Genomic DNA, 21052 nt, shown 5'->3' with positions numbered 1-21052 from the left:
TTAATCCTCTCGGGCAAATAGTGCCTCAATAAAGTCGTCCGATTTAAACGGACGCAAATCCTCGATACGTTCGCCAACACCAATGTAGCGGATAGGAATACCGAACTGATCTGCCACGGAGAAAATTACCCCGCCTTTTGCGGTGCCGTCCAGTTTTGTCAGCGTAATACCGGTCAACCCTACCGCTTCATGGAACAATTTCGCCTGACTAATGGCGTTCTGTCCGGTGCTGGCGTCAATGGTCAGCATAATTTCATGCGGTGCGTCTTCATCCAGCTTCTTCATGACGCGAACAATCTTCTTCAGCTCTTCCATCAGGTGCGATTTGTTCTGCAAGCGCCCGGCGGTATCGGCAATCAGCACATCCACGTTACGCGCCTTCGCGGCCTGGATGGCGTCGAAGATCACGGAGGCGGAGTCTGCGCCAGTATGCTGAGCAATGACCGGAATGTTGTTGCGCTGGCCCCACACCTGCAGCTGCTCAACCGCGGCCGCACGGAAAGTATCGCCCGCCGCCAGCATCACCGATTTGCCCTGCTGCTCGAACTGACGCGCCAGCTTACCGATGGTGGTGGTTTTCCCTACGCCGTTAACGCCAACCATCAGAATAACAAAGGGCATTTTGCCTTCAATATTAAGCGGTTCGTCAACTTTTGCGAGGATTTCACCCATCTCGTCTTTCAGCAGACCGTACAGCGCTTCAGCATCGCGCAGCTGTTTGCGGTTTGCGCCTTCGGTGAGACTGGCGATGATTTTTCGCGTGGTCTCAACACCGACGTCGGCAATCAGCAGCTGTTCTTCCAGCTCTTCAAACAGATCATCGTCGATTTTTTTGCCGCGGAACAGGCTGATAAATCCGGAACCGAGGTTTTCTTTAGTTTTAAGCAAGCTGCGCTTCAGACGGGCGAAGAACCCCTCTTTCGTCGGTTTTTCTTGCTCCTGCACGGCCTCATCTTCTGGCTGCGCTTCCACTGGCACGATCATGACCGCTTCTTCAGCGGCCTCGGCTGCCAGCGCCTGGGCCTCCAGCTCTTCGTCGGTGAGTTCCGGTTCGCGTTCTGCTTCCTCTTCCACCGCGTCGACAATTTCGACAGTTTCCGCTTCGGCCTGCCACTCTTCGGCTGAGACCGCTTCGGCTTTCACCTCTTCCGGCAGCGGCAGCGCTTCGTGTTCGATAACCGCCTGCGGGGTTGGCTCAACCTTCTTCTCGGTTACCGGCTCTGGTTGTTCGACAGGCTCAACGTCAGGGAGAGGCTCAGGCTCAACCGGCTGCGGTTTTTCGCTCTCCTGTACCTGCTCCGTGACCTCGACAACCTCTTCGGCAAAGGCCTCTGTCTCTTCTTTCGAATGAGCGTGCTCTTCCGCTGCGGGTTCAGCAATCGCTTCTACTGGCGTTTCAGGCTCGGGCTGCGCGTCAACAGCCTGCTGCTCTTCAACCTGCTGTTCGGTTTCCTGCTCTTTCTGCCCAAAGCCCAGCCAGGAAAAGAAGCCACGTTTTTTCTCTTTTGCCATTTGCGACTACACCCCTCGCGGTTAATTTCCGGCGCTATATACATGGAAGCTAAAAAAATGATGAAATAGTTTATCACTTAACTTAACGCACATCACCGCCTGCAAGCGCAGGCCCAATGAGTGACCTGAGCAAAGATATGAAGAAACCCAACCGTGCTGCGGCCGGTCAGATACGTATCATCGGCGGCCAGTGGCGAGGCCGTAAACTTCCGGTGCCGGATAGTCCCGGCCTGCGCCCCACCACCGACCGCGTGCGTGAGACGCTGTTTAACTGGCTGGCACCGTCGATGGCCGATGCCCGTTGCCTGGATTGCTTTGCCGGCAGCGGCGCGCTGGGGCTGGAAGCCCTCTCCCGCTATGCCTCCAGCGCCATTCTGCTGGAGATGGAGCGCGGCGTAGCGCAGCAGCTACAGCAAAACCTTGCAACCCTGAAGGCGAGCCATGCCAAAGTGGTGAATACCAACACGCTCACCTTCCTCGCGCAACCCGGCACGCCGCACGATGTGGTCTTTGTCGATCCGCCGTTTCGTAAAGGGTTGCTGGAAGAGACATTAGCATTACTGGAAAACAACGGCTGGCTGGCAGATAACGCGCTAATCTACGTAGAGAGTGAAGTGGAAAACGGCCTGCCGCCGGTGCCCGTACACTGGGATCTGCACCGGGAAAAAGTGGCCGGTCAGGTGGCTTATCGTCTTTATCACCGACAATCACAAGGAGAGACCGATGCCGGTTCTGATTAATCTGGGGCGTTTGCTGATGCTGGGGGTCTGGGCATTTCTGATCCTCAATCTGGTGCACCCTTTCCCGCGTCCAATGAACATCTTTGTTAACGTAGCGCTGATTTTCACTTCGTTTATGCACGCCCTGCAGATGGTGATGCTGAAAAACGGCCTGCCAAAAGATGGCCCACAAATGACTGCCTGGCAGCAGGTACGGGTCTTTATTTTCGGCGTGTTTGAACTGCTGGTGTGGATGAAGAAGTTTAAGGCGCTGGTGAAGAAGTAAGGTGCGGCCTGATGCCCTCACCCTAACCCTCTCCCACAGGGAGAGGGGACCGATCGAGCATTACTCAGCCCTGAATCCTTCAAACCGCGATCCTTTGTAGCTCAACACCCCCTTCTCCCCCACCGTCAGTTGATGATACTGCTGCGCCTCCAGGCGGAAGGTCATCTCCAGCCCTCCGGTCTGCGGCCTGAAGCTCGCTTCATAGCGCACGGCGGTTCCGGCAGGCGTCACCTGCTGCTGGCGTGAACGGCGATCGTTAATGGGTTTCTCACGTTTATTGCTCACCACCACGCGCTTTTGCAGCAGTGGCGCAGCATCATTATCCGCCTTCTCGCGGCGCTGCTGCACGAAGCGAAACGAGGCGGCAATGACAATAATCGCCACCACGATAATGAAAAAAAGCGGGATCTTGCTCATCAACGCATTCCATCAGATTAGACGGAATTGAGGATACCTTGCCTTCCCCGCATTGCCAAACGCCCGCCCGCGTCACTACACTAAATCAGAAACTGATTATTCAGCCGTAACAGATACAGGGAGTTAATATGCTTTGGTCATTTATCGCTGTCTGTTTTTCCGCATGGCTTTACGTCGATGCGTCTTACCGTGGCCCAGCCTGGCAGCGCTGGTTGTTTAAACCCGTCACGCTGCTGCTTTTATTACTCCTTGCCTGGCAGGCGCCTATGTTCAACGCCGTCAGCTATCTGGTGCTCGCCGGACTGTGCGCCTCGCTGGTGGGTGATGCGTTAACACTTCTTCCACGCCAGCGGCTGCTCTATGCCGTAGGGGCGTTTTTCCTGTCGCATCTGCTCTATACCATCTATTTCGCCAGCCAGATGACGCTCTCCTTCTTCTGGCCGCTACCGCTGGCGCTGCTGGTGATTGGGGCGCTGTTGATTGCCGTGATCTGGACGCGACTGGAGGAGATGCGCTGGCCCGTTTGCACCTTTATCGCCATGACGCTGGTGATGGTCTGGCTGGCGGGTGAACTGTGGTTCTTCCGCCCAACGGCCCCGGCGATGTCAGCCTTCTTCGGCGCGACCCTGCTGCTTATCGGGAATATCGTCTGGCTGGGCAGCCACTATCGTCGCCGTTTCCGGGCTGATAATGCGATTGCTGCCGCCTGCTACTTTGCCGGCCACTTCCTGATCGTGCGTTCGCTCTATATTTAAAAACGCTTGACTCTGGAGTCGACTCCAGAGTGTATGCTGCGGTTAATGAGAAAATTATCATTACCGGAGAGTGCCATGTCGACTCCAGAAACGTCAAAAAAAGTGCCACAATTCTCGGCGCTTAAGCTTACCCCCGCCCAGCCCGAAGTGCCCTGCTGTTGCGTAAGCGCCTGCGAAACAGAAGCGCTAACCCCGCAGACTGAAAGCGGAAAACGTTATAGCTGGGTCGTTAACGGCATGGATTGTGCCGCCTGCGCGCGCAAAGTCGAAAACGCGGTGAAACAGGTGCAGGGGGTCAATCACGTCCAGGTGCTGTTCGCCACGGAAAAGTTGCTGGTCAGCGCCGACAGCGATGTTACTTCCCGGGTTGAGGCCGCCGTCGTCAACGCCGGTTACTCCCTGCGCAGTGAATCCGCCCCGGTCGTACACACCTCCTTCCTGCGGGAAAATCTGCCGCTTATCACGCTGATTGTGCTGATGGCGCTGAGCTGGACGCTGGAGCAGTTTAACCACCCTCTCGGTAACCTGGCCTTTATCGCTACCACGCTGGTGGGACTTTATCCCATCGCCCGTCAGGCGCTACGCCTGATGAAAAGCGGAAGCTGGTTTGCCATCGAAACCCTGATGAGCGTGGCGGCCATAGGTGCCCTGTTTATCGGCGCGACGGCAGAGGCCGCTATGGTGCTGCTGCTGTTTCTGGTGGGTGAACGCCTGGAAGGCTGGGCAGCGAGCCGGGCGCGCAAAGGGGTAAGCGCGTTAATGGCGCTCCGCCCTGAAACCGCCACTCAGGTCGTTAATCACGAACGTAAAACCGTGGCCATCAGTGCGCTACGTCCGGGCGATGTTATCGAAGTGGCCGCAGGCGGGCGCCTGCCCGCCGATGGCGCCCTGCTAAATGCAATGGCAAGTTTCGATGAAAGCGCCCTGACCGGTGAGTCGATTCCGGTAGAACGCAAGACCGGAGAACGAGTTCCGGCGGGGGCAACCAGCGTGGATCGTCTGGTACAGCTTACCGTTCTCTCTGAACCTGGCGACAGCGCCATCGACCGCATTCTGAAGCTCATTGAGGAAGCCGAAGAGCGCCGCGCCCCGGTTGAGCGATTTATCGATCGCTTCAGCCGGATTTATACCCCGGCCATCATGCTGGTCGCCCTGCTGGTGGCCCTTATTCCGCCGCTGTTCTTTGGCGCGCCGTGGCAAGCGTGGATCTACAAGGGGTTAACGCTGCTGCTGATTGGCTGCCCCTGCGCACTGGTGATCTCCACGCCTGCGGCTATTACCTCTGGCCTTGCCGCTGCCGCGCGTCACGGGGCGCTGATTAAAGGCGGTGCCGCGCTGGAACAGCTGAGTCAGGTACAGCACGTCGCCTTCGATAAAACCGGCACGCTGACCGTCGGAAAGCCGCAGGTGACCGGTATCTATCCGCAGGCGAGCAGTGAGAACGAACTGCTTGCGCTGGCGGCGGCCGTTGAGCAAGGTTCCACGCACCCGCTGGCGCAGGCCATTGTTCGTGAAGCTCAATCCCGCGGGCTGACGATCCCGGCGGCAACCGCGCAGCGTGCGCTGCCAGGATCGGGCATTGAAGCCGAGGTCGAAGGTAAAAAGGTCGTGATTATCGCGGCGGGCGGCACCCCTGACGCACAGGCTCAGGCTTTAGAGGAGGCCGGGCAAACGGTTGTGGTTGTGCTGCAGGATGGCGTGACCAAAGGGGTTCTGGCGCTACGCGATACCCTGCGCGAGGATGCGAAACAGGCGGTCGCCGCACTGCATCAGATGGGCATTCAGGGCGTCATCCTCACCGGGGATAACCCACGCGCCGCCGCAGCCATCGCGAACGAACTGGGGCTGGCCTACAGGGCCGGATTACTGCCTGCCGATAAAGTGCGTGCCGTGGCGAAGCTAAAAGAAGATGCCCCACTGGCGATGGTGGGAGATGGCATTAATGATGCCCCGGCGATGAAAGCCGCGACGCTGGGCATCGCGATGGGTAGCGGCACCGACGTGGCGCTGGAGACCGCCGATGCAGCCTTGACCCACAATCGCCTGACCGGGCTGGCGCAGATGATCGCCCTTGCCCGCGCCACCCGCGCCAATATTCGTCAGAACGTCGCTATCGCGCTGGGGCTGAAGGCTATTTTCCTGGTCACAACGCTACTCGGGATAACCGGCCTGTGGCTGGCAGTGCTGGCAGATACCGGGGCGACGGTGCTGGTCACCGCGAACGCGTTACGGCTTTTGCGTCGTCGGTAATACACCCAAATGAATGACGGCCGGGGTGGGTCTACTGCCCCACCCCACCCCACCCCAGCCTTCCTTCACGATGCCTGGGGGCACGGCGTTACTGCATCCCCAGTACGCCCGGTAACCACAATGAGATGGCCGGGATATAGGTCACCATCGCTAATACAATCAAGAGCATGCCGTAGAAGGGCAGCATGGCGCGGACCACGCTTTCGATCTTCTGTTTACTCACCGCGCTGGCAACGAACAGCACGGATCCTACCGGCGGCGTAATCAGCCCGATCCCGAGATTCACCATCATGATCATGCCGAAGTGCACCGGATCAATCCCCAGAGAGTTGGTGACCGGCAGCAGCACCGGCGTCAGGATCAGGATGATCGGTGCCATGTCCATGAGAGTGCCGATCAGCAGCAACATGATATTGAGGTACATCAAAATCACGTATTTGTTGTCCGAGAGCGCGGTAAAGAATTCGGTGATGCGCATCGGCAACTGCATGTAGGTCATCACCGCGCCAAATGCCGCGGCAAAGCCAATCAGGATCATCACAATGGTGACCGTCTTGACCGTGCGGCACATCAGCTTCGGCAGCTCGCTCCATTTATAATCGCGGTAGATAAACATGGTGACGAAGAAGGCCCAGAGGCAGGCCACCGCCGCTGATTCGGTCGCGGTAAAGATCCCGGTCAAAATCCCGCCGAGGATAATCACTACCGTCATCAGTCCCCACAGGGCATCGACAAAAATCTTCAGTGCCTGTTTAAAGGGGATTTTTTCCCCTTTTGGATAGCCGCGTTTATGGGCAAATCCGAGGCAGAGGATCATCAGACTTAATCCCAATAGCAACCCCGGCAAAACGCCTGCGATAAACAGGGTGGCGATAGAAACCGTGCCGCCAGCCGCCAGCGAATAGATCACCGAGTTATGGCTGGGCGGGATTAAAATCGCCTGCACCGACCCGCTGGCCGTGACCGCCGCTGCATATTCTCGCGGATAGCCCTTCTTTTCCATCTCCGGGATCATCACGCTGCCGATAGAGGCGGTATCCGCCACCGACGACCCCGAAATAGCGCCGAAGAAGGTCGAGGCCACAATGTTTACCAGCGACAATCCGCCGCGAATAAACCCGACAAAAATATAGGCGAAGTTCACCAGCCGCCGCGCAATGCCCCCCTCCGCCATGATCGCCCCGGCGAGGATAAAGAACGGGATCGCCAGCAGAGTAAATTTGTTTACCCCGCTGGTTATCTGAATCATCAGCGCTTCCAGCGGCAAATCAATCCACAGCGCCCCGGCAACGGCGCTTAACCCTACGGCAAAGGCCACCGGCATTCCCAGTGCCAGCAGAATGGCGAGGGTGAATAACAAAACAAAAGCGTCCATCGTTCACCCCTTAACTGTGGTTACCGATCATCACGACCGGGCGGTTTTCCTGGGAGCCAAAGAACAGCCGCTCCAGCACAAAGAGAATCAATATTGCCGATCCCACCGGTAGCGGCAGGTAGCTTTCGCCGGAGGTCAGTATGGGAAATTCCGCCACGGGCTGCTCCCAGAGCTCCATGCACAGCAGGTAGCTGTACCAGAAGATGATGAGTGAAATCAGCAGCATCAGAAGATCCACCACCCTGGCGCAGAGCATTTTAAGCCCGGCGGGAAGGCGGTCGGTGAGCATGTTGACCGCGATGTGAGAGCCGGCGCGGTAACCCACCGCCGCGCCGATAAAGGTGAACGTCACCATGCAGATAATGGCAATCGGCTCAGGCCAGGACTCACCGCGGTTGAGCACATAGCGAGAGAAGATGCCGATTGGAATAACAATGGTCATGACCAGCAGCGACAGCCCGGCAATCGCCATCGCCAGCAGGTAGAGACGGTCCATCCACTTCAGGTAGATTTCGGACATACATACTCCGGTTTACTGAACGTCAGCGATGGCTTTCATCAGATCCTGGTGCTTGTCGCCGTACTGGGCGCGCACCGGCTCTGTCGCTTTCACAAAGACCGCTTTATCGATATCGTGGAACTGCACGCCGCCCGCTTTCATTTTCGCCAGCGCCTGATCGTTATATTCTTTCCACAACTTGCGCTGTTCCATCTGAGCTTCGCGGGCCAGGGTCAAAATCTTCTGCTGCTCGTCGGCGCTGAGCTTGTCCCACTTCACTTTCGAGTAGAGCAGCATTTCCGGGGTGATGAAGTGACCGCTCAGGGTGTAGTTCTTGGCAACCGGCATGTAGTTGTGGGCGATATAGGTCGGTGGGTTGTTCTCTGCGCCGTCGATGACGCCGGTCTGCATACCGCTGTAAACCTCACTCACCCCCATCGCGACCGCGTTAGCGCCCATATCTTTCAACGTGGCCAGCGCGACAGGGCTCCCCTGCACGCGAATCTTCAGCCCTTTCAGATCTTCAGGTTTCGCTACCGGGGCCTTGGTGATCAGGTTGCGGGTACCGGAGTCCATCCAGCCGAGGAAGACCAGACGCGATTTCGGATTAGCCGTGAGCTTATCGCCAATCTGCTTGCCGATATCGCCATCAATGACCTTGTGCATATGGTCTTCATCGCGGAAGACGTACGGCAGGGTAAAGACTTCGATATCCGGCAGGATGGCGGCAACCGGCGCCATAGAGACGCGAATCATATCAATGGCCCCCATTTGCGCCTGCTCAATCATCTGTTTTTCATCGCCCAGCACGCCTCCGGGGAAGACTTTAATCTCCAGCTTGCCGTCGGTTTGTTGTTTAAGTTTTTCGCCCATATGCTGTACCGCCACCACGTTCGGGTAGCCCTCGGGATGCACATCGGCAGCTTTAATGGTTTGAGCAGAGACGGATGCAGCAACGGCAGACAGACACAGCGCGGCCAGCAACGGCTTGAGGGTCGTTTTCATCGAGTCAACTCCAGGGTAGTGAGGTAAGCGTTAAAACGTTGTTTTAGTTTTCCGCTTAAAAACTAGACTACGCCCTGAAAAGCGAAGGTGAAGCGCCTCACAAAAACGCTTAATTTTGAAACGATGGTTTGAAAATGTGATGGGCGTTCTGCCGGGAGGCAGTCACGCCCTGTCGGGCGAGAGGGCTACTGGCCTTTACGGATGAGGTAGCGGTACGGCAGCGCGCCGGTATCTTGTGCCACCAGCTGGTGTTCCATAAAGGTACAAAAGCCAGGAATATCGCGGGTTGTCGCCGGGTCGTCAGCGATGATCAGCAACGTTTCGCCGGTCTGCATGTTACGCACGGTTTTGCGCACCATCATTACCGGCTCCGGACAACGCAGGCCCTGGGCATCAAGGGTGTGGTCTGGGGTAGAAAACAGATCGGTCATCTTCATCTCGTTCACAGAAAAACGGCAGTAGTTTACGCCGCGTTTCAGGCAAAGCAAACCAGGTTAACGATTGCGTGAAAATTAGCCATTGCAAACGCCTGTCAAAGCAGTATCATGCGGCGGCTTTATTGGGTTCCCTCACCCCAAATATTAATCAAAAAGGTACAATATGAACTCCTTTACACAATCGCAGCGCGTCAAAGCGTTGTTCTGGCTTTCGCTTTTTCATTTGCTGGTGATTACCTCCAGTAACTACCTGGTGCAGCTCCCCATCTCCATTTTTGGTTTCCACACCACCTGGGGCGCATTCAGTTTCCCGTTTATCTTCCTGGCAACCGACCTTACCGTGCGGATCTTTGGCGCGCCGCTGGCACGTCGCATTATTTTCGCGGTGATGCTGCCTGCGCTGTTTATCTCATATGTGATCTCCTCCCTGTTTTATATGGGAAGCTGGCAGGGCTTTGGCGCGCTGGCGCACTTTAACCTGTTTGTGGCGCGTATCGCCGCCGCCAGCTTTATGGCCTATGCGCTGGGGCAGATCCTCGACGTGCACGTCTTTAACCGCCTGCGGCAGAGTCGTCGCTGGTGGCTGGCTCCCACCGCCTCCACGCTGTTTGGCAATGTGAGCGATACGCTGGCCTTCTTCTTTATCGCCTTCTGGCGTAGCCCGGATGCGTTTATGGCGCAGCACTGGATGGAAATCGCGCTGGTGGATTACGCCTTTAAAGTGCTTATCAGCCTGGTATTCTTCCTGCCGATGTATGGTGTATTGCTGAATATGTGTATGAAAAAGCTGGCAGATAAATCTGAAATCTCGGCATTGCAGGCAGGGTAAAGGTTCCCCAGAGCAGTTGTGATAAGATGGAAGAATGAGCCGTTATGGCCGTTTATCGAAAGGAAGAAGTTAATGCGCAATCTGGTTAAATATGTCGGGATTGGCCTGCTGGTAATGGGGCTTGCAGCTTGTGACAACAGCGATACCAAATCTGCCGCTCAGGCCGCGTCTGCTGAAAGCAACGCAACGAGCCAGCCGATCAGCCTGATGGATGGCAAACTCAGTTTCTCTCTGCCGGCGGACATGACCGATCAGAGCGGTAAACTGGGCACCCAGAGCAACAATATGCACGTTTATTCCGACGCGACGGGGCAAAAAGCCGTGATCGTGATTGTCGGCGACGACACCTCAGAAGATCTGGGCGTGCTGGCGAAGCGCCTTGAAGATCAACAGCGTACCCGTGACCCGCAGTTGCAGGTGGTGACCAACAAGTCCATTGAACTGAAAGGCCACAAGCTGCAGCAGCTGGATAGCATTATCTCGGCCAAAGGCCAGACCGCGTACTCATCCGTGGTGCTCGGCAAGGTCGATAACAAACTGCTGACTCTGCAGATTACGCTGCCTGCCGACGATCAGCAGAAAGCGCAAACTGCCGCTGAAAATATCATTAACACTCTCGTGATTCAGTAATCCATCACGTTGAAGTGGCCTCCGGCGCTGGCGTCGGGGGCCTTTTTTTTAGCCGCCAGGTCAATAATAACGCCACCGTGACCAGCCCCGCCGCCGCAAGATAAATCACTGGCACCCCTGCCCATGCCATCACCAGTCCGGCCAGCGGCCCGGTGATCCCGAGCGACATATCCATAAACACCGTATAGGTCGCCAGCGCTGCGCCCTGGTTTTGCTGCGGCACGGCCTTCACCGCCACCACGCCCAGCGCCGGGAAGACCAGCGAAAAACCAGCCCCCGCCAGGAAAACGCCAATTTTCGCGACCCACGGCTCGTTAGCGATCCCGGTCAGCAGCAGGCCGATAATTTCCACGGCAAAGCAGATCATCGCCACGTTCAGCCCGCCCAGGCGGTTAATGCCGTTGGGGAACAACAGGCGGGTGCCGACAAACGCACAGCTAAACAGCGTTAAGGCAAAGGCGGCACCGTCCCAGCCTTTAGCATCGTAAAACAGGGTGATAAAGGTGGCGATGACGCCAAACCCTGCCGAGGCCAGCGCCAGCGCCATGCCGTAAAGCCAGACGCGTCCCAGCACCGCCCGAAACGGCATCGGTTTTCCTTTGCTGGCTTTCACCTTTGGGCGCGGCAGCGCGAAGAGAATGGCGAGTAACGCCACTCCCATAATCGTGAGTGCCAGCCCCTGCAGGCCAATATAGCGATAGCAGAGCACGCCAAGCGGCGCACCTATCGCCATCGCGCCGTAAGTGACAATCCCGTTCCATGAAATCACCCGGCCAATGTGCGGCGCGCCGACGACGCCAACGCCCCACAGCGTTGAGCCGGTTCCCGCCAGGCTCTGGCCGATACCCAGAATCACGCGCCCCAGGCATAACAGCGCCAGGCTTGCCATCGGCCAGGCGTGGGTCCAGTCGGCCAGCAGGTAGCTCACGCCGCTGAGAAAACAACCGCACAATCCCAATACCACAATGCTCTTTGGCCCGAAAAGATCGGCGTACCGGCCCGCGTGCGGGCGGCTCATCAGGGTGGCAAAGTATTGCAAGCTGATCACCAGCCCCGCCCAGAATGCGCTAAAACCCATGGTTTCATGGACATAACCTGGCAGTACCGCAAGCGGCAGGCCGATGGTGAGGTAGCTGGCAAAGTTAAAAATAACGACAGAGACAATACGCAGATTGAGGCGCAATCCGCTCAGCGCCAGTTCGGCGGCAGGTTCGGGCATGGATATCACCAGGATTTTTACAACAGTGTTTCACTATTACCACGTCAGGGGCAGAAAATCAGCAGCGACTTTTCAGAATATCAGCGTCTAACGAAGCGTCTGCCGCGCACTACACTCTATATGCATACAACAAAAGGAATCGTCATGACGCCCACGCCTCCCGATAAAGCAGGACTTCACATTTTACTCAAGCTGGCCTGCCTGGTGGTGATACTGGCCGGGATCCACGCCGCGGCGGATATCCTTGTCCAGCTCTTGCTGGCGCTCTTCTTCGCAATTGTCCTTAACCCTCTGGTGACCTGGTTTTTACGGCGCGGGGTCAGTCGCCCAATCGCCATTACCATTGTGGTGGTGGTAATGCTGATTGTCCTTATCGCCCTCTTCGGCGTACTGGCGGCCTCGATGAATGAATTTGTCGCAATGCTGCCAAAATACAACCGGGAATTGACGCGCAAACTGGTGGATTTACAGCAGATGATGCCTTTTCTTAACCTGCACATTTCGCCAGAACGCATGCTGCAGCGAATGGATTCTGAGAAGGTGATGACCTTCGCCACCGCATTCATGACCCAACTTTCCGGGGCGATGGCGAGCATTGTGCTGCTGGTGATGACGGTCGTCTTTATGCTTTTCGAGGTGCGCCACGTCCCCTATAAAATGCGCTTTGCCCTGCACAATCCGCAGATCCACATTGCCGGCCTGCACCGCGCCCTGAAGGGAGTGTCGCACTATCTGGCGCTGAAAACGTTACTGAGCCTGTGGACGGGAGCCATCGTCTGGCTGGGGCTCGCGCTACTGGACGTCCAGTTTGCACTGATGTGGGGTGTGCTGGCCTTTCTGCTTAATTATGTTCCCAATATTGGCGCTGTCCTCTCCGCCGGGCCGCCCATGATCCAGGCCTTTTTGTTCAATGGTTTTTACGAATGCATGATGGTCGGTGCACTTTTCCTGGTGGTACACATGGTGCTGGGAAATATTGTCGAACCCCGCATGATGGGCCACCGTCTGGGGATGTCGACGATGGTGGTCTTCTTGTCGTTATTAGTCTGGGGCTGGCTGCTGGGGCCGGTCGGCATGTTGCTTTCCGTACCGCTCACCAGCGTCTGTAAAATCTGGATGGAGACGACTCAGGGCGGCAGCAAGCTGGCAATCTTGCTGGGCCCAGGCAGACCAAAAAGCCGGCTACCCGGATGACAAAATGTCCAAAATCCTACCAAACAGAGTAGGTTAAATACCTTAACAGCACCTGTAGTATATGTGCCGCTTTTAACAAAGCGGCATTTTTCATTCTCTGCGTCTTTTCCCCTTCAGGGTGGCTGAATAACGCCCGCAAAAGTCCGGAATTAATGCTTATTTAAAGCAAATTAAAAGTGCAAAATTCAATGGCCGATTTTTTCTTGATCGCGGATATTACTTTTAACCGTCATCAGGAAATAATAGCCAGACTAAAGGGTTACGTAGATAACCGTAGTCTCTTTAACATGTTTTAAATATGTGAGTGTTATTGGCTTAAATCGTTATTACTGATATGGAGTTGTTGATGAAAAAAATTATTAAATGGGTTGCTGCTATTACTATTATGGGTGCGCTGGCAGGCTGTGCGCGTACCGCGCCTATCGTAGAAGTGAACTCTGTTGTGAGCGCCGGTCATACCGCTGCGCAGGTGAAAAACGCCATTCTGAAAGCGGGTCTTCAGCGTGAATGGATCATGACCGAAGCCGGTCCTGGCGTCATTAAAGGCCGTCTGCAGGCCCGCGACCACTCCGCAGATATTAAAGTAACCTATTCTGCATCAAGCTACTCTATTCATTATGAAAACAGCATGAACCTGAAGGCTGCGGACGGTAAAATCCATAAGAATTATAACCGCTGGGTACGTAATCTCGACAAAGATATTCAGCTGAATCTCTCTGCCGGTGCAGCACTGTAATTTTTATTAAAGTCGGGCTGTCATGGCCCGATAATATCTTTTTGCCAGTGAAAGGTTACGCAATCCATGTACGAAAAGGACTCCCTCAGCGCGCTTGATGCCATCACGGAAGCGCAACGTATCGCCTTTGCGCCAATGCTGTTTCAAACTGCCCTTTGTCTGCGTAACTCGGGTGTACTTTCCTGGCTGGATAAACAAGGTAAACGCGGCTCTCACCTCGATGAAATAGTGGCAAATAGCACCCTGAATGAATATGCGGTAAGCGTATTACTGGATATGGGATTAAGCGGACGCATCGTTACCCATCATGATGGCGTCTATTATCTCGCCAAAGTCGGTCATTTTTTGCTGCATGATAAAATGACCCGCGTAAATATGGATTTCACGCAGGACGTCTGTTATCAGGGGTTATTTAATCTTTCAGACTCCCTCGAACAGGGTAAACCGTCCGGGTTATCGGTATTCGGTGAATGGCCAACCATCTATCCGGCATTATCTCAGCTGCCCGATCAGGCGAAAGCGAGCTGGTTCGCGTTCGATCACTACTACTCAGACGCCGCGTTTGACGCCGCGCTACCGCATATATTCGCAAGCAAGCCGACAAAATTGTACGATGTAGGCGGCAATACTGGAAAATGGGCATTGCGCTGCTGCGGTTATGATGAAAATGTGGCGGTCACGCTGCTCGATCTGCCCCAGCAAATCGCACTGGCGCAGGAAAATGTCGCAAAAGCAGGCTTTTCTCATCGCATTGGCTTCCATGCTGTCGATATGCTTAGCGATGCGCCATTGCCAGGGGAAGCCGATATCTGGTGGATGAGCCAGTTCCTCGACTGCTTCTCACCCGACCAGATTGTCACCATGCTGGGCAACGTCGCGAATGTGATGAAGCCAGGCGCCAGACTGTGCATTATGGAGCTGTTCTGGGATGCGCAAAAATTTGAAGCCGCATCGTTTAGCCTGAACGCCACATCGCTCTATTTTACCTGCATGGCAAACGGCAACAGCCGCTTCTATAGCGCTGAAAAATTTTACCACTACCTGGAGACCGCCGGTTTCCACGTAGAGCAACGTCTGGATAATCTTGGTTTGGGTCACACCTTACTGATTTGTCAGAAAAATGAACATTAAACAGCCCCGGCTGTTCTGACGTTTGTATCGTCATTTGATTACAGGTTTATCGCGGACGCGCGTAGATGAAATTTGCACTTACTCTTCTTGACTGGCAGGCCAGAGCGCCAGGTCTTTGCGATGCCGCACAGTGGCAGGCATGGTCACAGGGGTCGATTATTCTCGACCCCGCCGCGCCCCTACCCAGACTCACCGACCTGCCGATGATGACCGCCCGTCGTCTCAACTCAGGCAGCAAACTGGCCGTTGATTGTGGGCTGGCGATGCTGCGTAAACACGCTATCGATGCCGTTGTCTATACCAGCCGCCACGGCGAGCTGGAGCGCAATTACCGTATCCTGCATGCACTGGCGACGGACCAGGCGGTCTCCCCCACTGATTTCGCCATGTCGGTGCATAATTCCGCGGTGGGCAACCTGACCATCGCTGCCCGTCAGCCTATTGTCTCCTCGTCGATCTCTGCCGGGCAGGATACGTTCCAGCAGGGTTTATGCGAAGTGCTGAGCCTGCTGCAGGCCGGTTATTCCCGGGTTCTGCTGGTGGATTTTGACGGCGCACTGCCCGAGTTTTATCATCCGGCACTGCCTGCGCAGATGCCGACCTGGCCCTACGCGCTGGCGCTGGTCTTTGAGGCGGGTGAAACCCTCCACTGCGCAACCCGCAGCGGCAGTATCGGCGACGAGCCGCCTCTCCCGCAAAGCCTGCTGTTCCTGCAAGGTTACCTGCGCGAAGAGCGCGCGTTTGTAGTTCCCGGAGAACGCCTGCTATGGGAATGGGCGCGCGCATGACCCGGCTGGTTGCAAAAATAAACTGGGCGTGGCGCCTGGTAATGACCGGTTTCTGCTTCGCGCTTTTTGGCGTAGGGGGGTTACTGCTGTCGCTGGTGTGGTTCAACCTGCTCCTCGTGGTTCAGCGCGATCGCGCCCGTCGTCGCCGTCTGGCGCGCCGCAGCATCGCCGCCAGTTTCCGCTTCTTTTTAACCGTAGCCCGCACCCTTGGCGTGCTGGATTATCGCATCGATAACCTCGAGGCTTTGCGTAATGAGCGTGGCTGCCTGGTCGTGGCTAACCACCCGACGCTGATCGATTACGTTATCCTCGCCTCGGTGATGCCCGAAACGGACTGTCTGGTGAAGAGCGCATTACTGCGCAATCCCTTCGTCAGCGGCGTGATCCGCGCAGCGGATTACCTGGTTAACAGCGAAGCCGAAACGCTGTTAAGTGCCAGCCAGCAGCGGCTGAATCAGGGCGATACCCTATTAATCTTCCCGGAAGGCACGCGCACGCGCTTCGGGGAAGCCATCACGCTGCAGCGTGGTGCGGCGAACATCGCCGTACGTTGCGGCAGTGATATGCGGGTGGTGCTTATCCACTGCAGCGAGCATCTGCTCGATAAAAAAAGCCGGTGGTATGACGTACCGCCGCATAAGCCCTTTTTCACGGTTGATGTCCGTGAACGGGTAAACGCCCATGATTTTTACGATGCGGCCCAACAAGAACCGGCGCTGGCGGCACGCCAGTTAAACCGGCATCTACAGCAACGTTTAACATCAGGTCTTCAATCTTTGGCAGGAATTAATGATGCAAGCGCTCTATCTTGAAATTAAAAATCTAATTATCTCCACCCTGAACCTGGATGAACTCTCCGCCGACGATATCGACACCGAGGCGGCCCTGTTCGGTGATGGTCTGGGTCTGGATTCCATCGACGCCCTTGAGCTTGGCCTGGCGGTCAAAAACCAGTACGGCGTGGTGTTATCAGCGGAAAGCGAAGAGATGCGTCAGCACTTCTTCTCCGTTGCCACGCTGGCATCCTTCATTCATGCTCAACGCGCCTGAGACAGCCCCCATGACTCAACAAGACACGATTTACCAGGAAGTCTCAGCACTTCTGATCAAACTGTTTGAAATTGAACCACAAGCGATCACCCCTGACGCGCGTCTGTATGAAGACCTGGAGCTGGACAGCATCGACGCCGTCGACATGATCGTTCACCTGCAGAAAAAGACCGGTAAAAAAATCAAACCGGAAACCTTCAAATCGGTACGCACCGTTCAGGATGTTGTGGACGCCGTCGCCCAACTGCTGCACGAAGAGTAAAACCGGGTGCGTGGCGCGATCCCGCTGATAACGGGACTAATGCTGCTCGCCTGGCCCTTCCTGATTGGCTTTGGCTTGACGCATAACAGCCTGCACTGGCTACTGCCGCTGATGGCACTGGTGCTGATACTGCGTCTGCGCCAGGCGCGGCAAAACGCCGGGCCAATGCGCTACGTGGTGCAGAGCGTTGCGCTGGCCGGTATTGCCCTGTGTGCCGCCAGTTACTTGCTCAAAGCCCATCAATGGTTATTGCTCTATCCGGTGGTCGTGAATCTCGTGATGCTGGCTGTATTCGGCGGATCATTATGGACCGCAATGCCGCTGGTAGAACGACTGGCGCGGCTACGCGAGCCGCTGCTGCCCCCGGAAGGGGTACGTTATACCCGTGTCGTCACCCGGGTCTGGTGCGGTTTTTTCATTTTTAACGGCAGCATCGCGCTGTTTACCGTACTGCGCGGCGATATGCAGCTATGGACGCTCTGGAATGGCATGATTGCTTATATTCTGATGGGCTCGCTTATGGCAACCGAGTGGCTGGTGCGTCAACGGGTAATAAAAAAAGAGAACCATAATGAATGACCCCCTTCCGCTAGGTCAGTGGCTGGATGCCCCACGACCGGAAAATACACCTATTGCCTGGCTGGATGATCGCACCTGGACCCTGGGGAAGCTGCGCTATGACGTTGCGACGTTAACGCAGCAACTGCGCCAGCAGGAAGGTGAGCGCTGGGCGCTCTGCTTTGAAAACAGTTATCTCTTTATCGTCGCGTTACTGGCCGCACTGCACGCGGGTAAAACGCCGGTGATACCGGGGCACAGCCGTGTCTCACTGCTCGCCGAGCAACAGGCGTTGTTCAATGGCGTACTCAGCGATCAGAGCCTCGATTTCGCGGGTCGCCTGCTGGTCGTGACCTCGTCCGATTGCAGCCTGTCCGACTGGACACCGCTACCCGCCATTGCTGAGGGCAGCTACGTCGAGCTGTTCACTTCCGGCTCTACCGGCGCACCGCGTCAGGTTATTAAGCCCGTAGCAAGCCTCGATCGGGAGGCCAGAATGCTCGCCGCCCGTTTCGGCGAAAGGCTCAGCGGCTGTCGCGTGGTGGCATCCGTGGTGCCACAGCATCTGTATGGTCTGACGTTCCGTATCTTCTTGCCGATGACGCTGGGGCTGCCGCTGCATGCCGCCATGCTCTACTACGCAGAACAACTGGCTGCACTGCCTCCTACTCATCGCTATATCTTTATCAGTAGCCCTGCCTTCCTGAAACGGCTGGACACGGCGCTGACGCCGCCGCCGGTCGCGATGGTTCTCTCAGCGGGCGGCGTGCTGCCGTGGGAAGAGGTGAGTGAAACCCACCGCTGGCTGAACATCTGGCCTGACGAAATCTATGGCAGTACCGAAACCGGCATCATCGCCTGGCGCCATCGCGATGCCGACGCGCGCCCCTGGCTGCCCTTTCCGGGGGTGAAACTTATTCCGGAAGCGGAGGCGTGTCGCGTCACCTCGCCGTTAATTCCCGAGCCGGCGGGCCTGCTGCTGGATGACATTCTTCACTTTGACGATAACGGCCTGTTCCGTCTGGCGGGACGCCGTGGTCGGGTGGTCAAAATCGAAGAGAAACGCATCTCGCTGAACGAGGTCGAGCAGCGTCTGCTGGCGCTGGAAGGTATCTGCGAAGCGGCCGCGTTGCCGGTCTCTCGCGGCGGACGCCAGGGCGTTGGGGTACTGCTGGTTCTTAACGACGAGGCTCGCCAGCGCTGGCAACAGCAGGGCAGCAAGACGCAGGAGTTTGCCTGGCGTCGGGCGCTACTGCCGTGGCTGGAACCTGTCGCCATCCCCCGCTACTGGCGCATCATCGATGAAATGCCCGTCAACAGCATGAACAAGCGTGTCTACGCGCAGTTACAGGAGTTATTTCATGAAAATCCATGAAATCGAGCGCCGCCAGGCACAGCCACAACATCTTGAGATTGTCCTGCACCTTGACCCGAGCCTGTTCTGGTTTCAGGGCCATTTTGCCGTGCAGCCGCTGCTGCCCGGCGTGGCCCAGCTCGACTGGGTGATGCACTACGCTATCACGCTGCTGGCGCCTGACTATCGTTTTCACAGTATTCAGAATGTCAAATTCCAGGCGCCGCTGCTGCCTGAAACCACCGTGACGCTCATCCTCGACTGGAACAGCGAGCGTCAGATGCTGAGCTTCAGTTACCAGCGCCACGACGGCGAAGCGCGCCACACCGCCAGCAGCGGGAAGATCCGTTTATGTCGGTAACCTTTCGTCCCTGTGTGCTGATCCCCTGCTATAACCACGGCGCGATGATGGCGAAGGTGCTGGCGCGCCTGGCGCCCAACGGCCTGCCCTGCTTTGTGGTCGATGACGGCAGTGAGGAGAGTACCCGGCAGACGCTTGAAGCGCTGGCGGCGCAAAATAGCCATGTCACGCTGATTCGGCTGCCGGAGAACGCCGGCAAAGGCGCGGCGGTGATCCACGGGCTGGAAGCCTGTTCTCGTGCCGGGTTTACCCATGCCGTCCAGGTGGATGCCGACGGGCAGCATGCCATTGAAGATATCCCGGCGTTGCTGGCACTGGCAGCGCGTCACCCAACGGCGCTTATCTCCGGACAGCCCATCTATGACGAGTCGATTCCCCGATCGCGCCTGTATGGCCGCTGGATCACCCACGTCTGGGTCTGGATTGAAACGCTCTCTTTACAGCTAAAAGACAGCATGTGCGGGTTTCGCGTCTATCCGGTGGCTCCGACCCTGCAGCTGGCAGAGCGGGTTACGCTCGGCAAACGGATGGATTTTGATACCGAAGTGATGGTGCGCCTCTACTGGCAGGGGAATACCAGCTATTTCCTGCCGACCCGGGTGACCTATCCGCACGACGGTATCTCCCACTTCGATGCCCTGAAAGATAACGTCCGCATCTCGCTGATGCACACCCGGCTGTTTTTCGGCATGCTGCCGCGCATCCCCTCTCTGCTGTTCCGTCGGCGCGACGCGCACTGGGCGCAGCAGGAGGAGGTTAAAGGGCTGTGGGGTATGCGCCTGATGCTGCGCGTCTGGCAACTGCTGGGACGCACAGCCTTTACCGCCCTGCTGTGGCCGGTGATTGCCGTCTACTGGCTTACCGCCCGGCCAGCCCGACAGGCCTCGCAGGCGTGGATCCGCCGCGTAGAGCAGCAGCTGGCCGTACGTCATTTGCCAAAACCCGCCCGCCTGAACAGCTTTTTCCACTTTATGCGTTTCGGTAACGCCATGCTGGATAAAGTCGCCAGCTGGCGCGGTGAATTGACCTTACAAAAGGATGTGGTTTTCGCCCCCGGCGCGCGTGAAGCGCTGAACATGGATGCCCCGGAAGGCAAACTCCTGCTGGCATCCCATCTGGGTGATGTGGAAGCCTGCCGCGCGATGGCGCAGATGGAGGGCAGCAAAACCATTAACGCGCTGGTATTCAGCGACAATGCTCAGCGTTTTAAACAGATTATGGCGGAGATGGCGCCACAGGCCGGGCTAAACCTGATGCCGGTAACGGATATCGGGCCGGAAACCGCCATTGCTCTGAAAGAGAAGCTCGAACGCGGCGAATGGGTGGCGATCGTCGGCGATCGTATTGCGGTCAATCCCCAGCGCGGCGGCGACTGGCGCGTCGTCTGGAGCCAGTTTATGGGCCAGCCCGCGCCGTTTCCACAGGGACCCTTTATTCTCGCCTCGATCCTGCGTTGCCCGGTGGTGCTGATCTACGCCTTACGCCAGCACGACAAATTGCATATCCACTGTGAGCCGTTCGCCGATCCGTTGATTCTCCCCCGCGGTGAGCGCCAGCAGGCATTGCAGCAGACGGTCGATCGCTATGCGCAACGCCTTGAGCATTACGCGCTGCAATCCCCGCTCGACTGGTTTAATTTTTTCGATTTCTGGCATCTGCCGGATGCCAAAGAGAAGGAGTAAAGG

Annotated in this window: 23 protein-coding genes and 1 pseudogene; 17 read left to right on the top strand and 7 right to left on the bottom strand. The window is 56.7% G+C overall.

Annotated features, from left to right (window positions below; genetic code table 11):
- Positions 1-1512 carry a signal recognition particle-docking protein FtsY gene (gene ftsY / locus WFN75_RS19475; RefSeq protein ID WP_336996687.1) on the bottom strand — a complete coding sequence of 504 codons (1512 nt, stop codon included), beginning with the start codon at positions 1510-1512 and terminating at the stop codon, positions 1-3.
- A 137-nt stretch (positions 1513-1649) separates the two neighbouring features.
- Between ftsY and rsmD the strand changes: the two genes are divergently transcribed.
- The gene (gene rsmD, locus WFN75_RS19470; protein WP_046886836.1) at positions 1650-2252 is read left to right on the top strand and encodes a 16S rRNA (guanine(966)-N(2))-methyltransferase; all 603 of its coding nucleotides are present in this window, start codon (positions 1650-1652) and stop codon (positions 2250-2252) included.
- Positions 2236-2517: a DUF1145 family protein gene (locus WFN75_RS19465; RefSeq protein WP_336996686.1), complete on the top strand. Its 282-nt coding sequence runs from the start codon at positions 2236-2238 to the stop codon at positions 2515-2517. The genes rsmD and WFN75_RS19465 overlap by 17 nt, the downstream gene beginning before the upstream one ends.
- 60 nt (positions 2518-2577) lie before the next feature.
- Here WFN75_RS19465 and WFN75_RS19460 read toward each other — a convergent pair whose 3' ends face one another.
- Positions 2578-2934: a DUF2500 domain-containing protein gene (locus WFN75_RS19460; protein WP_336996685.1), complete on the bottom strand. Its 357-nt coding sequence runs from the start codon at positions 2932-2934 to the stop codon at positions 2578-2580.
- Positions 2935-3062: 128 nt separating this feature from the next.
- On the opposite strand from WFN75_RS19460, the gene WFN75_RS19455 reads away from it, so the two are divergent.
- Together WFN75_RS19455 and zntA are read left to right on the top strand one after the other, a co-directional pair.
- Positions 3063-3689, top strand: coding sequence for a lysoplasmalogenase (locus WFN75_RS19455; RefSeq protein ID WP_040078225.1), 627 nt, complete (start codon positions 3063-3065; stop codon positions 3687-3689).
- Between the two features lie 75 nt (positions 3690-3764).
- Positions 3765-5939 carry a Zn(II)/Cd(II)/Pb(II) translocating P-type ATPase ZntA gene (gene zntA, locus WFN75_RS19450; protein WP_336996684.1) on the top strand — a complete coding sequence of 725 codons (2175 nt, stop codon included), beginning with the start codon at positions 3765-3767 and terminating at the stop codon, positions 5937-5939.
- 88 nt (positions 5940-6027) lie between these two features.
- On the opposite strand, the gene WFN75_RS19445 is transcribed toward zntA, so the two are convergent.
- The 4 genes from WFN75_RS19445 to tusA all read right to left on the bottom strand — a co-directional run bounded on the left by WFN75_RS19445 (position 6028) and on the right by tusA (position 9249).
- Entirely contained in the window at positions 6028-7314 is a 1287-nt protein-coding gene (locus WFN75_RS19445; protein WP_336996683.1) for a TRAP transporter large permease, read from the bottom strand.
- 10 nt (positions 7315-7324) lie between these two features.
- Entirely contained in the window at positions 7325-7834 is a 510-nt protein-coding gene (locus WFN75_RS19440) for a TRAP transporter small permease (protein ID WP_336996682.1), read from the bottom strand.
- 12 nt (positions 7835-7846) lie between these two features.
- Positions 7847-8818, bottom strand: a complete 972-nt coding sequence (locus WFN75_RS19435; RefSeq protein ID WP_046886796.1) for a TRAP transporter substrate-binding protein — start codon at positions 8816-8818, stop codon at positions 7847-7849.
- Positions 8819-9003: 185 nt separating this feature from the next.
- Complete coding sequence (gene tusA, locus WFN75_RS19430; protein ID WP_046886797.1) at positions 9004-9249, bottom strand: sulfurtransferase TusA; 246 nt, start codon at positions 9247-9249, stop codon at positions 9004-9006.
- A 169-nt stretch (positions 9250-9418) separates the two neighbouring features.
- Here tusA and WFN75_RS19425 point away from each other — a divergent pair, with 169 nt between their 5' ends.
- Together WFN75_RS19425 and WFN75_RS19420 are read left to right on the top strand one after the other, a co-directional pair.
- On the top strand, positions 9419-10084 hold the full coding sequence (locus tag WFN75_RS19425) for a 7-cyano-7-deazaguanine/7-aminomethyl-7-deazaguanine transporter (protein WP_040078217.1): 666 nt from the start codon (positions 9419-9421) through the stop codon (positions 10082-10084).
- A gap of 72 nt (positions 10085-10156) precedes the next feature.
- Positions 10157-10714 (top strand): DcrB family lipoprotein, encoded by a 558-nt coding sequence (locus tag WFN75_RS19420; protein ID WP_046886799.1) that lies wholly within the window; start codon positions 10157-10159, stop codon positions 10712-10714.
- Positions 10715-10718: 4 nt separating this feature from the next.
- Here WFN75_RS19420 and WFN75_RS19415 read toward each other — a convergent pair.
- A pseudogene (locus WFN75_RS19415) lies at positions 10719-11967 on the bottom strand (MFS transporter).
- A 110-nt stretch (positions 11968-12077) separates the two neighbouring features.
- Here WFN75_RS19415 and WFN75_RS19410 point away from each other — a divergent pair.
- The 11 genes from WFN75_RS19410 to WFN75_RS19360 all read left to right on the top strand — a co-directional run bounded on the left by WFN75_RS19410 (position 12078) and on the right by WFN75_RS19360 (position 21049).
- A complete protein-coding gene (locus WFN75_RS19410; protein WP_046886801.1) occupies positions 12078-13127 on the top strand; it encodes an AI-2E family transporter in 1050 nt (349 codons plus the stop codon).
- A 346-nt stretch (positions 13128-13473) separates the two neighbouring features.
- The gene (locus tag WFN75_RS19405) at positions 13474-13863 is read left to right on the top strand and encodes an LptM family lipoprotein (protein ID WP_207292552.1); all 390 of its coding nucleotides are present in this window, start codon (positions 13474-13476) and stop codon (positions 13861-13863) included.
- Positions 13864-13929: 66 nt separating this feature from the next.
- On the top strand, positions 13930-14994 hold the full coding sequence (locus WFN75_RS19400) for a methyltransferase (protein WP_207292553.1): 1065 nt from the start codon (positions 13930-13932) through the stop codon (positions 14992-14994).
- 65 nt (positions 14995-15059) lie between these two features.
- Positions 15060-15782 carry a beta-ketoacyl synthase chain length factor gene (locus tag WFN75_RS19395; RefSeq protein WP_336996681.1) on the top strand — a complete coding sequence of 241 codons (723 nt, stop codon included), beginning with the start codon at positions 15060-15062 and terminating at the stop codon, positions 15780-15782.
- Entirely contained in the window at positions 15779-16594 is an 816-nt protein-coding gene (locus WFN75_RS19390; RefSeq protein ID WP_412098748.1) for a lysophospholipid acyltransferase family protein, read from the top strand. The genes WFN75_RS19395 and WFN75_RS19390 overlap by 4 nt, the downstream gene beginning before the upstream one ends.
- Positions 16575-16832, top strand: coding sequence for a phosphopantetheine-binding protein (locus tag WFN75_RS19385; RefSeq protein ID WP_207293885.1), 258 nt, complete (start codon positions 16575-16577; stop codon positions 16830-16832). Before WFN75_RS19390 ends, WFN75_RS19385 begins: the two co-directional genes overlap by 20 nt.
- Positions 16833-16842: 10 nt before the next feature.
- Positions 16843-17094 carry an acyl carrier protein gene (locus tag WFN75_RS19380; RefSeq protein ID WP_207292556.1) on the top strand — a complete coding sequence of 84 codons (252 nt, stop codon included), beginning with the start codon at positions 16843-16845 and terminating at the stop codon, positions 17092-17094.
- A 39-nt stretch (positions 17095-17133) separates the two neighbouring features.
- On the top strand, positions 17134-17673 hold the full coding sequence (locus tag WFN75_RS19375) for a hypothetical protein (protein ID WP_212478383.1): 540 nt from the start codon (positions 17134-17136) through the stop codon (positions 17671-17673).
- On the top strand, positions 17666-19027 hold the full coding sequence (locus WFN75_RS19370; RefSeq protein ID WP_212478382.1) for an acyl-CoA synthetase: 1362 nt from the start codon (positions 17666-17668) through the stop codon (positions 19025-19027). Before WFN75_RS19375 ends, WFN75_RS19370 begins: the two co-directional genes overlap by 8 nt.
- Positions 19014-19367: an ApeI family dehydratase gene (locus WFN75_RS19365; protein WP_207292558.1), complete on the top strand. Its 354-nt coding sequence runs from the start codon at positions 19014-19016 to the stop codon at positions 19365-19367. Before WFN75_RS19370 ends, WFN75_RS19365 begins: the two co-directional genes overlap by 14 nt.
- Positions 19358-21049, top strand: a complete 1692-nt coding sequence (locus WFN75_RS19360; RefSeq protein ID WP_207292559.1) for a glycosyltransferase family 2 protein — start codon at positions 19358-19360, stop codon at positions 21047-21049. The genes WFN75_RS19365 and WFN75_RS19360 overlap by 10 nt, the downstream gene beginning before the upstream one ends.
- Positions 21050-21052 lie beyond the last annotated feature (3 nt).

This window comes from Leclercia sp. UBA7405 (assembly GCF_037152215.1).
In the GTDB taxonomy this organism is placed as follows: Bacteria; Pseudomonadota; Gammaproteobacteria; order Enterobacterales; family Enterobacteriaceae; genus Enterobacter; species Enterobacter pneumoniae.
This window is presented reverse-complemented; position numbering and strand designations above follow the sequence as displayed.